Source organism: Halothiobacillus diazotrophicus, assembly GCF_001663815.1.
Classification (GTDB): Bacteria; Pseudomonadota; Gammaproteobacteria; order Halothiobacillales; family Halothiobacillaceae; genus Halothiobacillus; species Halothiobacillus diazotrophicus.
In genome coordinates, this window is the sequence record NZ_CP016027.1 from 585,445 (window position 1) to 598,714 (window position 13,270).

The window sequence follows — 13,270 nt, forward strand, 5'->3', positions numbered from 1 at the left end:
AGACTGAAACCATGCAATCCATCGACCCCAAAGACCATACACCTGGCATCGTGGCCCTGGCGAACCAGCCGAGGAAATTCAATCGAGCATTCTTTGCCACGGTTTGGGCCCTGGCCAAACCCTACTTTTCGGAATCCGATGAACGTTGGAAGGCCCGTGGTTTCCTCGCGGCCATCATCGTGCTTACCCTGATGCTCGTGTTCATCAATCTGCAGATCACGGATTGGTACAACCGCTTCTACAATGCGTTGCAGAACTACGATCAGGCGGGATTCTGGAAACTGCTGGGTGAGTTTGCAATTCTCGCGTTTTCAGCGATCGCCCTCAGCGTCTACCAGACTTATCTGACCCAATTGCTGGATCTCCGCTGGCGGCGCTGGTTGACGGGGGATTACCTCGATCGCTATCTGAGTGCCCAAACCTACTACCACATGGAGGTTTTCAAGCGCGGGCAGGATAACCCCGACCAGCGAATCGCCGACGATCTGAATCTGTTCTCCCAATACACCACGAGCCTGTTCACCGGGCTTCTCAGCGCCATTGCCAACCTGGTTGCGTTCGTTGGTTTGCTCTGGGTCCTGTCCGCCAAGGTCGTCATTCCCTGGGGGGGGGCGGAGCATCATATTCCCGGGTTCCTCGTGTGGGTCGCGCTCCTCTATGCGGTTGCCTGGACCTGGGTGGCCGCAAAGGTCGGCAACCCGCTGATCTGGCTGAATTTCAATCAACAGCGTCTTCAGGCGGATTTCCGCTTCAGTCTGGTGCGCCTACGGGAAAACAGCGAAGCGGTCGCTTTGTACGGTGGAGAACCTAAGGAAGAAGCTCAGTTCAAACACCGGTTCGACCGCGTATTCGACAACTACAAGCGGCTGATTCTTCGTCAGAAGCGTTTCAACTGGTTCAGCAGCTATTTCAGTCAGGTCGCCGTGATATTGCCCTTTCTGGCGGCGGCTTCCGCCTACTTTGCCAAGGCCGTCCCTCTGGGCTTCCTGATGCAGATCAGTTCGGCCTTCGGCAACGTACAAGGGGCATTTGCCTATATCGCACAGAGCTATGACAGTTTCGCTCAATGGCATGCGGTCACGGATCGACTTCAGGGATTCCGGGCGCTGGTCGAAGAGGTCAAAACCCTGAGGGAGGGTGCGCCGGAAATCAGCCAGACGAAACGCGAGATCGGCGCGACCGGTTTTGCCGTGCAGGGGCTTTCCGTGAATCTGCCGGATGGCCGCAGTCTGCTTCGCGATTTCGATCTGACGCTCGCTCCCGGTGATCGCGCCCTGATCATGGGCGCATCAGGGGCAGGGAAGAGTACTTTGCTTCGCGCGCTGGCCGGCATCTGGCCCTTCGGTCAGGGGCAGATCAATCTTCCCGAAGGGGATGCCAAACTGTTTCTGCCACAACGGCCCTATCTGCCGCTCGGCACGCTTCGCGATGCATTACTGTACCCGGCGATGGTTGCCAATACGCCGGATGATCGAATCGTGGCCGTTCTAAATGCAGTGGGACTCTCCGAACTTGCCCAGTACCTGAATGCCATGGAGCCCTGGTCTCAGATCCTGTCCCTCGGTGAACAGCAGCGCATCGCCATTGCCCGGATTCTGTTGCAGCAACCGGTCCTGATTTTCATGGATGAGGCCACCTCCGCACTGGATGAAACCAGTGAAACGACCCTTTATCAGTTAATATTCAGTGAGCTGCCGAACGCCGCCATCGTCAGCGTGGGGCATCGCACCTCACTGGTGCCGCTCCACAATCGACTCATGACCCTGTCGAACAGTAAACTTGTCGAAAGCCATTGATCGCGATTGCAGGCACGCCCATCTGGTCGGATGGCTTCGATACTGTTTCACCCAACGCATCTTGAGTAGGCATCCATGAGATTGTACGCACTGCTTGCACTGGCCGGAGCCCTCGGCGCCATGGCGCGATACGGCGTCACGGTGTTCATGGCCCACCATTTTGGCCGTCAATATCCCTGGGGCACCTTGACAGTCAACATCCTCGGTTCCGCGCTTATGGGCTTTCTCGGCATCTATCTGTTGACCAAGCTGCAGATGCCGACGGAGTACCGCGTGGCCATACTCACCGGTTTTCTCGGTGCCTTCACCACCATGTCGACCTTCTCGATCGATTCGCTGACCCTGTTCGAACGACATCAGTGGTGGGTTTCCGGTCTGTATATTACCGTGACCATCACGGCGTGCCTTGCTGCGGCGCGTGGCGGCATGCTCCTTGCGGAGCGCATTTGATCGAGGATCCGGTTGCCTTTAAGCGTCAGCTGCACGCCTGGGCGCTCGAACTGGGCTTTGACGATCTGCGTGTCTGCGACACCGATCTATCCCGCTACGAATCGGGCTATACGAACTGGATGGCGCAGGGTTACGCCGGTGACATGGCCTATCTGCAAGCACATGGTCTGAAGCGATTTCGTCCGCAGGAACTCCATCCAGGAACCCAACGGGTTCTGACCGTCCGCAAGAACTATTTCCCCCCCGATGTGGCTGGCCCAGAGCACGTCTTGGGCAATCCGCATCTGGGTTACGTTTCCCGGTATGCCCTGGGACGCGACTACCACAAGGTACTGCGCAATCAGCTGCAGAAACTTGCGGATCGCATACAGGCTGACATCGGTCCATTCGGCTACCGGGCATTCGTCGATTCCGCGCCGGTCTATGAAACCGGTCTTGCGGAAAAGTCGGGCATGGGCTGGAAAGGGAAGCATTCACTGATCCTGAATCGGGAAAGCGGCTCCTGGTTCTTTCTGGGTGAGTTGTTCATCGATTTCGAGCTGCCGGTCGATCCGCCAATGTCCGGCCATTGCGGTTCCTGCACGGCCTGCATCGACGTATGTCCTACCCGAGCGATCGTGGCCGATGGGGTCGTGGACGCCCGGCGGTGCATTTCCTATCTCACCATCGAATCGGATGCGGATATTCCCGTCGCTTATCGTGCGGCCATGGGTAACCGGATCTACGGCTGCGATGATTGTCAGCTGACTTGCCCGTGGAATCGGTTTTCGCGTGTGACCGTCGATTCGGATTTCCGTGCACGACATGGCTTGGATGCGCCGGATCTCTGTGCGCTGTTCGCCTGGGACGAGGCGACATTCCTGCAGCGCACCGAAGGCATGGCGATCCGCCGAATCGGATGGCAGCGCTGGTTGCGGAACATTGCCGTGGCACTGGGTAACCGATTGCGGTCGAATCCGGGTGAAGCGGCTCAAGTGACTGCAGTGCTTCTCACGCGGTTAGGACAGGTCAGCGCGCAGCTGGATCGGCATATCAACTGGGCACTCGATCAGGCTTCAGTAGGGCGGACCGTCCAGTCAACAGAAAAAATCCGCTGGCAGCGTCCCGGTGACGGTCGATCAGGCGGACCAGAACTGTAGAAAATGGTCGAAAACGGGGGCCATGTCGCGAACGCCCAGACCCGAATGCACATCGACGATCAGCAGGACGAACGGCTTGCCTTGCCAACTCAAGGTTTGCAGGTAGCAATCCGTTCCGATCAGTTGTTGACCCTGATCATCCACCAGACGGATGAGCTTAGATCGATTCTCCTCCTGGACGAGGATGGCCTTGTTTCCCGCGAACAGGCGTTGGAAAAGGGGATTGGTTCCCAAAGTCAGGTGTTGCGGCACCGGTTCTTCCGCTGGTCGCTTGTTGATGCTCAGCGAGAGCATCTGTCCGCCCCGGCCGACACCATAGACCACGACACTTCGGCAATGCAGTCCTTCGATCAGGCTGGCCAGCAATCCTTTGAGCATGAGCAGCGGATCATGGCGATGGCGCGTGACGCGCTCGGAAATGCCGAGCAGGGCGCGCTGCTGGTTGGTCGGGGGTATGCCATAGTCACTGGGCAATGGCCAGATCCCACGCTGAACGGGTGAGGCTTCGACCAGCATCTTCGCACTGCAGTAGAAACCCATCGGGTCGAACTCGTGCGCCGTCTGGATCGCCGTCTTGTGGATCAGCTGATCCGTCGAAGATTGATCGCGATTGAGCATCAGAGCCACTTGCTGCTTGATGCTCATGATCCCCTCGTGATACCAGCCTTCTTCACTGTAAAAGCACAAGCGTCGGGCCAAGAGGACGATCGTCTGATGCTGCCGCGCAAGCATCGGGGAGGCGGACTCATCGAGATACAGTTGCGTCGGCAGGTAGTAATACGCCCCCAGTTCCTGCTCCAGCTGGGACAGATCAACCCCGTGTTCCTTGAGAACGTGGAAGAGGGCTTGTCCAAACGTCTTGTCGAGGCCGTCCCGCACGCGGGCGAGAGATGCTTGTGCCAGCTCCGGGGCATCGCGCCATAACGCCAGTTCGATGAAATTGTGCAGCAGTGTCGCCAACACGACGATTTCGTAATTCGTGTCACGAAATTCGATCAACCAGCTCTCAGCATGCCGCGCAGCATGAAGACTGCGGCTCAGGGCCATGAAATAACCGCCCAGACGAAGCGCGTCGGTCAGGACGTCCTCCAGGACCGGCAACTTCGGAATTTCGCTTTTGGCCCAGGTGATGCCCAGTAGCGAGAGCGCGTGGTCAAGACTGTGCGGAGCGGTACGCTCCCTGGCTCGCTGCGCGCGCGCGGCCGTCCCCATGATGAAGGCGCACGCCCCAGGATCACGTCGCAACCAGCCAACCAGAACGCCCTGATCGACCTCATCGCTCCAGAGGGCGCGACAGACCTGCTGATGCACCTCGCGACGCACCGGCAGTGGCGTCTCCTTCAGGTATGCGATCCAGTCGTTCGGTAAGGGCATGACGGCACCACCTGGGATTTGGTTTTGGCTCTAGATCCTGTTGGCCATCTCGATCGCATTGCCGGTGTAGTCCGCCGGGGTCAGAGCCAGCAATTGCTGGCGGGCCTCCTCAGGCACTTCGCTCAACTGTTCGATGAACGCGCGCATGGTCGTGGCATCGACGGTTTGCCCGCGGGTCAGCGCTTTAAGCTGCTCATACGGGTTTTCGATTCCGTAGCGGCGCATGACCGTCTGAATTGCCTCACCCAGAATGACCCAATTCTGATCCAACTCCGCCCGCAAGCGCATTTCGTCGACTTCGAGCTTGCCGAGCCCCTTGAGTAACGAACGATAGGCGATCAGACCATGGGCAAGTCCGACGCCCAGTGTACGCAAGACAGTGGAATCCGTCAGGTCGCGTTGCCAACGACTGATCGGCAGTTTTTGCGCCAAATGCGTGAGCAGGGCATTGGCAACCCCCAGGTTTCCTTCCGCGTTTTCGAAGTCGATGGGATTGACCTTGTGCGGCATCGTCGATGAACCGATTTCCCCGGCGACGACGCGTTGCTTGAAATGGCCCAGGGCAATGGAGCCCCAGATATCGCGCGCAAAATCGATCAGGATGGTATTGAAACGGACGAAGGCATCGAACAGTTCCGCGATGTAATCGTGCGGTTCGATTTGAATCGTGTACGGGTTATACGTCAAGCCCAGGCCCTGAACGAATGTCTCGGAAAACGCCGGCCAATCGAGTTCCGGATACGCTGCCAGGTGAGCATTGAAATTGCCGACAGCGCCGTTGATCTTGCCGAGGATGGCCGTGTTTTCGATGGCAGTCCGTTGACGCAGCAGGCGCGCGACCACGTTGGCCATTTCCTTTCCGATGGTACTGGGCGAGGCGGGTTGACCATGCGTGCGCGACAGCAAGGGAACGGCAGCCCACTGATGCGCCTTGGTGCGCAGGTCGGCGATGATTTCATCCAGTACCGGGAGGAGTACTGCATCGCGCGCGCCTTTCAGCATCAGTCCGTACGCCAGGTTGTTGATGTCTTCCGAGGTACAGGCGAAATGGAAGAATTCGCTCAGATCGTTCAGTTCCGCGAAATCCGCTACAGATTCCTTCAGGAAATACTCCACGGCCTTGACATCATGGTTGGTGGTACGTTCGATTTCCTTGACCCGTTGGGCTTGGGGGACATCGAAATTTTCCACGATTTCGTCAAGGAAGAGCTTGGCGGCATGGGACAGGGTAGGGACTTCGCCAATACCGGGATGCGCGCTCAGGGCCTTCAGCCATTCAATCTCAACCAGAACGCGATACTTGATCAGCGCAAATTCACTGAAATAGGGTTGGAGAGAGGTGGTATGGCGGGTGTAGCGACCATCGACGGGGCTGATGGCGGTCAGGGAAAAATCAATATCTGTCTGCATCTGATGGGTACCTGGGTATTTTGGTCAAGCTGGACCGATGCGCGCGGTTAGCGGGCCGGGTTCTCAGCGGTTTGCAGCACGTGCTGCAGATCATTGATCAAGCGACGGAAGGCTTCAACCATGAGGCGTTGATCCGCATCCAACTGCTGGTCGGCGTCATCGATGGACTCGTTGGGATCGGTTTCGAGCAAGTCCGTAGGTTTGATTCGAGTGAGTCCGCCATCCGCGCGCAGGGTAAAACGAATCTGTTCACGCCAGATCAGTTCGAGTTGGTCGACCTTCATGCCTTCGTGAAGATGCGCGATGACGTGCGGATCGGGCAGGGCAAGCTTCGAAACCGTCACTGTGCCGCCTTCGCGCAAATCGACGAGCTTGGCCGCTTCGCCGATTTCAAATCCTTCGGGGGGGGTGCCGAGCAGCCAGGCGGAAAGATGGGCCGATATGTCCTGACCGGCGAGCAGGGGCACCATCCGCCATTGGCCCAGCGACTCCCGAAGCTGGTTGCTCAGCCGCTCGATCTTGTTGGCCGTGACCGTATCAAACCAGACCTGCTCGTGCTTCCGGTCAATGATGGCCTGAGTCACGGCCTGACGGGGAAAGGCTTGCGGCAACAGTTCCAGGAATACGGCATCGCGCATGGCAACCCGTTCTGCACGCGTGGGTTCACCACTGTCCCCATTGCGGGCGCGCAGACGATTTTCCGCTTCATCGCGAACCACGCCGGCAGGCACGGATCGTTCTTCGCGACGCAGGGCGATGCGCGCGGCTTCGTCCGTATCGTGCACGAAATTCTCGCCAATTGCGGTCTCCCAGCCGACGGACTCGACCTGTTGGGCCCGGGTCGGCATGAAGGGTTTTTCACTCAGCTTCTCGGCGAGTGCGTCGAAATCGGAGACGGCCGTTTCCAGCCGATACACCGACAATTGGCGAAAAAACATGAATACCTCCTTCTGAATTCCCGCCATTATGCCGCATCAGACGACGGCCTGCCTACGCACGCGGCGGGCACCGCCCCAATGAATGTGCTGAAGGGTATACTCTTGGGCGAATACCGTCGCACGACCCCATACGAGTTTGAGTCTATGTCAACCAACGAACGTACTTCGGCCCGCGAAATCCGCCTCGCGGATTACCAGGCACCGGATTACCTGATCGATACGATCGATTTGACCTTCAATTTGGATCCGATCGCCACACGGGTGAGCGCGACCATGCATGTACGCCGAAATGGCAGTCATTCCCGTCCGCTGATCCTAAACGGCGAGTCACTCAAACTGATCTCCATCGATTACGACGGCGAGAAGTTGTCCGAGCACAAGTTCGCGCTGACGGATCGGCTTTTGACCTTGCCTGATGTTCGTGAAGACTTCGTGCTGACCATCGTCACCGAAATCAACCCGGCGGCCAATACGGCTCTAGAGGGCCTGTATCAATCAGCGGGCAATTTCTGCACGCAATGCGAACCGGAAGGTTTCCGTCGGATCACGTACTTCGTGGATCGTCCGGATATCCTCGCGCGCTATTCCGTTGCCATCATCGCCGACGAACTGGACTATCCCGTGTTGCTGGCCAATGGCAATCCGGTGAGTCTTGAGTCGGCCGGGGAGGGTCGGCAAATCGCACGCTGGGTGGATCCGCATCCGAAGCCGTCCTATCTGTTTGCCCTGGTCGCCGGAAAGCTGACGGCGCTTAAGGACACTTTCATCACGCAATCCGGCAGAAAGATCGACCTGGCCATCTATGTCGAACCGCATAATGCCGATCGCTGTGCACATGCAATGGATTCGCTGAAGAAGTCGATGCGCTGGGACGAGGAGACCTACGGCCGCGAATACGATCTCGATGTATTCAATATCGTGGCCGTGGACGATTTCAATATGGGGGCCATGGAGAACAAGGGGCTGAACATCTTCAACTCCCGATACATTCTCGCCAAGCCCGATACGGCGACGGATGCCGATTACGCCGGCATCGAGTCCGTGGTCGCCCATGAATACTTTCATAACTGGTCCGGAAATCGCGTCACCTGTCGTGACTGGTTCCAGTTGTCGCTGAAAGAAGGGTTTACCGTCTTCAGGGATCAGGAATTTTCAGCGGATATGGGATCCCGGGCTGTCAATCGGATCCAGGACGTCAACATGCTGCGCCAGATTCAGTTCGCCGAAGACGCCGGACCTCAGGCACACCCCGTACAACCGAAGTCCTATCGGGAAATCAATAATTTCTATACATCCACGGTCTACAACAAGGGCGCCGAAGTCGTTCGAATGCAGCGCAATCTCCTTGGTTGGGAGACCTTCCGACGCGGTACCGATCTGTACTTCGATCGATTCGATGGTCAGGCAGTGACGATCGAGGATTTTCTCCAGTGCATGAGTGAGGCATCCGGCAAGGATCTGTCCCAATTCCGGCGCTGGTATGACGTTGCCGGAACGCCCAAGCTCCGGGTCTCCGACGCCCGATTGCCGGGTCAGTACATTCTCAAGATTCAACAGGAAATTTCAGGCAGCGAACCCTACATGATGCCGCTGGACGTGGCACTGTTTACCGCTGAAGGAGATCCGATCGCTCTGGACGGCACGGGTGTCCTGGTACAGACGCTGACCGTGTGTGAAATGCATCAGTCCTGGAGTTTTTCGGTAGACGTTCCGCCGAACATCCGCATTATTCCCTCGCTGAATCGCGGATTCACCGCGCCGGTGGAAATCCATTATCCCTATGATCAGGAAGCACTTGCCATCCTCAGTCATGCGGATTCGGATCCTTTCAACCGATGGGATGCCATGCAGAAACTCTGGCTGCTCACGCTTCTTGAGCGGATCAAATCCGGGCAGAACGGGCCATCGGAGTCGGAACCACCGCTGCCAGAGGGGCTTTCACACGCATTCGGTCAAATTCTGCTCGAGTCAGACCAGGACCCCATGTTCGTCGCCGAATGCATCAGCCTTCCCAGCGAGAAATACCTCGCCGACCAGTTCGACGAAAACATTCCATTCGAAGCGATCCATCGTGAGAGAAACCTGCTGCGACGACAGTTGGCCGAGGTTTGGGAATCTACATTATTGCTTGTGTACGAAAAGAATCAGCCCGCTGATCATTATCGATATGAACCGCGTGCCGTCGGTCAAAGGCAGGTACGGCGACTGGTCCTTTCCTATCTCACGACCCTTGATCGGCCTGCCTGGCTACAGTTGGCAGTCACCCAATTCGATCGAGCGGACAACATGACCGAGTCCTTCAATGCCCTGTTTGCTTTGAGCGTGCGTCCGACGGACGTCTTCGAGCGCCTCATGGCGCGTTTTGAGGAACGCTGGCGTCATGACCCACTGATCATGGACAAATGGTTTGCGTTGCAGGCCCAGCGAACGGATGGGGATGCCTTGGAACGCGTGCGTCAACTGATGGGGCATCCCGCATTTTCCCTGAAGAACCCCAACCGCGTGCATGCCCTGATCGGCAGTTACGCCCGTGGAAATCTTATGGATTTTCATGCCCCTGATGGCCATGGGTACCAATGGCTTGCCGACCGGATCATCGAAATCGACGGATTCAATCCGCAACTGGCCGCGCGGCTTGCAACGGCGTTCAACATATGGAAAAGGCTAGATCCAGCCCGGGCAATTCTCATGAAGGAAGCTCTGGTGCGCATGAACGAAAGACCGGCCTGTTCCCCGGATCTGTCGGAGATTACGGGAAAATCTTTGGGCTACTGATTCCCGCCTCCACAGCTTTGGTATAAGGTTAAAGAAAACGTGAAATGTGACGATCTATCGTTAGGGATCGGATGACCGGGTAACCGCTTCCCGACAGGCGATTACCTGTTCATCGACACCTGAGAACTACGGAAGAAATATGACCCTCATTATCGGTTGGATATTATTGTTTGCATCGGTCATCGGTGGTTTCATACTTGCTGGTGGCCACTTGATCATTTTATTCCAACCCATTGAATATCTAATGATTCTAGGGGCCGGGATTGCGGCCTTTGTCGGAGGCAACTCGGGCAAGACGATGAAAGCCACCCTTGGCGGCTTTGGGACCGCCATCAAGGGATCGAAGTACAAAAAAACCCTCTACATGGAAACCCTGGCGCTGCTATTCAATATCTTTACTCGGGCGCGCAAGGAGGGCCTGATGGCCATCGAGGAAGATATCGAAGATCCGCACAACAGTGCGCTATTCCAGCAGGCGCCCACCGTCTTGGCCGATCATCATGCGGTAGATTTTATTACTGATTATCTGCGTTTGATGGTATCGAGCACGTTGGATGTCCATCAGATCGATAATCTCATGGATATCGATATTGAAACCCACCATCAGGAAGCCTCATTGCCCGGTACAGGGATTGCGAAGATGGCAGATGGGTTGCCAGCATTTGGTATTGTCGCGGCAGTACTCGGTGTGATCCACACCATGGAGTCAGTAGATCAGCCCCCGTCCGTGCTCGGCGGTTTGATCGCTGCCGCGCTTGTTGGGACTTTTCTGGGTATTCTGATTTCTTACGGTGTCGTCGCGCCTGTCGCAACCAACCTAGAGCACAAGGTCAACGATTCGACCAAGTACTATCAAAGCATCAAGGCGGCCATGATTGCATTCATGAATGGCTATCCGCCGCAGGTTTCCGCGGAATTTGGCCGCAAGGTCCTCTTCTCGTCCGATCGTCCCGGGTTCCAGGAACTCGAGGAATATCTCAAAGAGAAGAAATAATGCGCGCCGCCGCGGCGTCAGCGCGCGAAAGAGAGTAGAGCGATGGCCGAACAGCCGGATCAAGCCAAACCGATCATCATCAAGAAGGTCAACAAGGGGCACCATGGTCACCATGGCGGCGCCTGGAAAATTGCCTACGCCGACTTCGTGACGGCCATGATGGCGTTTTTCCTGCTCATGTGGCTGCTTGGCTCCGTAGGGGAGGTAAAGCTCAAGGGTATCGCTGATTATTTCACCAACCCCCTCAAAGTGACCCTGGAAGGCGGGCCCAGTGCCGGTGCATCGGTTAGCCTCATCAATGCCGGGGGTGAAGATCTGACCCGGCAGCAGGGGCAGGTGCACAATGGAACGAATCCCACCCCAAAACCGAATCTCGACGAGCATAAACTGACGGAGGAAGAAGCCCGCAAGAAAATCGAGGAAGCCGACAAGAAGCGCATCGAAGACCTCAAGAAGGAGCTTGAGTCGCTGATCAACATCGATCCGGCACTGAAGAACTACAAGGACCAGATTCGCCTGGACATGACGCGCGATGGTCTCAGAATCCAGATTCTCGATCAGGCCAAACGACCGATGTTCAAGGTCGGATCAACGCACCTCGAGCCCTATGCGGCCGAAATCCTCAACAAGCTTGCCCCGGTGATCAACAAGCTACCCAATCGGCTCAGTATCATTGGTCATACCGATGCGTTGCCCTATAACGGTATCGATCGGAGCAACTGGGAACTTTCAGCTGATCGGGCCAATGCGGCACGTCGGGAATTGGTCAAGGATGGGTACGACGAGAAAAAACTGCTTCGTGTCATTGGCATGGCAGATGCCTTGCCATTCATCCCGGAGGATCCTGCGGATCCGAGAAACCGGCGCATTTCCATCATCGTCATGAACGACACGGCGACGGAACGCGTGCTCAATCCGACGGACTTCAAAGCCGTCGGCGGATCGTCCGATACCAACGGACAAATTCAGTTGATCACACCCAATCTGGGTATCGATACGCAATTGACCCCACCCATGAATGCACCGACGGCACCTGTCGGCGCGACGGGCAGTAACGCTGCGCCAACGGGTCATGATGGCAGCGCAACTCACTAAGCGCGCGACGATGAACCCCCGATTTGTGCGTGCACAGCCAGAGATCAACCGTGCCGGCATACTGGCCAAGTCCGAATCATGAGACGTTCGTTCACTTTCGCCATCGCGCTCGTTGCGCTTTCTGCCGGCATAGTGATGACAACCGCGTTGCTTTATCTCGGTAATCAGCAACATCTGCCGCACGTCTCTCTCCCTGTTGCGGCGGCCATCACCGGCTTCTTTGCCATGCTTATCGGATGGAGACTGTTGCCCGCATGGTGGCGTCCCGTCCTCCTGATCGCTCCCCTGGCGACGGTATTGTCATTCACCATCAATCCCTGGTGGTTCTTTGGACTATCCGTGGTGTTGATTGCCTTGCAATGGAACGCAATCTTCACGCGGATTCCTCTGTACCGATCGGACAGGATCGTCGGCGAGTCTTTGTCCCGCTACATGACCCTTCATCAATACCAAAGCCTGCTGGATATCGGATGTGGCGACGGACGGCTGGTGATGCACCTTGCCAAATTGCATCCTGAGCGACAATTTGTGGGTATCGAGAGTGCCCCGGTACTCTATCTGCTTGCCCGATGGCGATGTCGAAACCTATCCAATTGTGAAATCCGCTTCGGGGACTTCTGGAAGATTTCATGGACACCGTTCGATGTGGTATTTGCGTTTCTCTCTCCAGAACCCATGTTGTGGGTGTGGCGAAAGGCCGAACGGGATATGCGTCGGGAATCTGCGCTGCTGAGCCTGGCTTTCAGCGTGCCCGGTATCGAGGAAGATGAGATTCTTCCCGCCCATCAGTTTGACTTGTTTGTCTATGCACATCGTACGCATCGAAGTGCCGAGGCCGAAAATGCAAAGCAGGACGCAAAAGTATCTGCGTTAAGCAGTATTTGAATCCCCAAAAAAGCTCGGCCACCAAAAAGGTGGCCGGTGGTCAGCTAAAAAGCGAACGCTTTATTAGCGACGTGCGCGGAACTCACCGCGGTCACCGCCACGGTCGTTGCTGCGCTCGCGGGGACGAGCTTCGTTGACGCGGATATTGCGTCCGTTCAGATCGGTGTTGTCCAGCTGCTCGATGGCGTTCATGCCTGCAGCTTTGTCGGTCATTTCAACAAAGGCGAAACCCTTGGAGCGACCTGTGGCCATGTCTTGAATCACTTTGGCGGATTTGACTTCACCAAATACTTCGAATGCAGCGCGAACGTCCGCATCGTCAGACTGATAGGACAGGTTGCCAACATAGATATTAATCATCGGGAAAAATACTCTCGTACACGTGCTAACGTTTCAACCGTGTGGAGCGCCTAG

At 56.5% G+C, this 13,270-nt stretch carries 11 protein-coding genes; 7 read left to right on the forward strand and 4 right to left on the reverse strand.

The genetic code is table 11. The features are described 5' to 3' along the window. The first annotated feature begins 11 nt into the window (after window positions 1-11). The 3 genes from A9404_RS02675 to queG all read left to right on the forward strand — a co-directional run bounded on the left by A9404_RS02675 (window position 12) and on the right by queG (window position 3,385). On the forward strand, window positions 12-1,796 hold the full coding sequence (locus tag A9404_RS02675; RefSeq protein WP_082922675.1) for an ABC transporter ATP-binding protein/permease: 1,785 nt from the start codon (window positions 12-14) through the stop codon (window positions 1,794-1,796). A gap of 75 nt (window positions 1,797-1,871) precedes the next feature. Beyond that, window positions 1,872-2,246, forward strand: coding sequence for a fluoride efflux transporter CrcB (gene crcB, locus A9404_RS02680; RefSeq protein ID WP_066098424.1), 375 nt, complete (start codon window positions 1,872-1,874; stop codon window positions 2,244-2,246). Continuing rightward, the gene (gene queG, locus A9404_RS02685; protein WP_231880935.1) at window positions 2,243-3,385 is read left to right on the forward strand and encodes a tRNA epoxyqueuosine(34) reductase QueG; all 1,143 of its coding nucleotides are present in this window, start codon (window positions 2,243-2,245) and stop codon (window positions 3,383-3,385) included. The genes crcB and queG overlap by 4 nt, the downstream gene beginning before the upstream one ends. Here queG and A9404_RS02690 read toward each other — a convergent pair. From A9404_RS02690 to rdgC, 3 genes are read right to left on the reverse strand one after another with little or no spacing between them, the layout of a single operon-like run. Continuing rightward, window positions 3,365-4,759, reverse strand: a complete 1,395-nt coding sequence (locus tag A9404_RS02690) for a hypothetical protein (protein WP_066098426.1) — start codon at window positions 4,757-4,759, stop codon at window positions 3,365-3,367. The genes queG and A9404_RS02690 overlap by 21 nt on opposite strands. Before the next feature lie 30 nt (window positions 4,760-4,789). Next, a complete protein-coding gene (purB, locus tag A9404_RS02695) occupies window positions 4,790-6,169 on the reverse strand; it encodes an adenylosuccinate lyase (protein ID WP_082922676.1) in 1,380 nt (459 codons plus the stop codon). Between the two features lie 47 nt (window positions 6,170-6,216). After that, window positions 6,217-7,107: a recombination-associated protein RdgC gene (gene rdgC, locus A9404_RS02700; RefSeq protein ID WP_197490406.1), complete on the reverse strand. Its 891-nt coding sequence runs from the start codon at window positions 7,105-7,107 to the stop codon at window positions 6,217-6,219. A 144-nt stretch (window positions 7,108-7,251) separates the two neighbouring features. Between rdgC and pepN the strand changes: the two genes are divergently transcribed. The 4 genes from pepN to A9404_RS02720 all read left to right on the forward strand — a co-directional run bounded on the left by pepN (window position 7,252) and on the right by A9404_RS02720 (window position 12,856). Next, the gene (gene pepN / locus A9404_RS02705; RefSeq protein WP_066098430.1) at window positions 7,252-9,882 is read left to right on the forward strand and encodes an aminopeptidase N; all 2,631 of its coding nucleotides are present in this window, start codon (window positions 7,252-7,254) and stop codon (window positions 9,880-9,882) included. Between the two features lie 139 nt (window positions 9,883-10,021). Further along, complete coding sequence (gene motA, locus A9404_RS02710; RefSeq protein WP_066098432.1) at window positions 10,022-10,876, forward strand: flagellar motor stator protein MotA; 855 nt, start codon at window positions 10,022-10,024, stop codon at window positions 10,874-10,876. Between the two features lie 42 nt (window positions 10,877-10,918). Continuing rightward, window positions 10,919-11,971, forward strand: coding sequence for a flagellar motor protein MotB (gene motB / locus A9404_RS02715; RefSeq protein ID WP_082922677.1), 1,053 nt, complete (start codon window positions 10,919-10,921; stop codon window positions 11,969-11,971). A 78-nt stretch (window positions 11,972-12,049) separates the two neighbouring features. Then, window positions 12,050-12,856 (forward strand): class I SAM-dependent methyltransferase, encoded by an 807-nt coding sequence (locus A9404_RS02720; protein ID WP_066098434.1) that lies wholly within the window; start codon window positions 12,050-12,052, stop codon window positions 12,854-12,856. A 63-nt stretch (window positions 12,857-12,919) separates the two neighbouring features. Here A9404_RS02720 and A9404_RS02725 read toward each other — a convergent pair whose 3' ends face one another. Further along, the gene (locus A9404_RS02725; RefSeq protein WP_066098436.1) at window positions 12,920-13,216 is read right to left on the reverse strand and encodes an RNA recognition motif domain-containing protein; all 297 of its coding nucleotides are present in this window, start codon (window positions 13,214-13,216) and stop codon (window positions 12,920-12,922) included. Window positions 13,217-13,270: the final 54 nt, after the last annotated feature.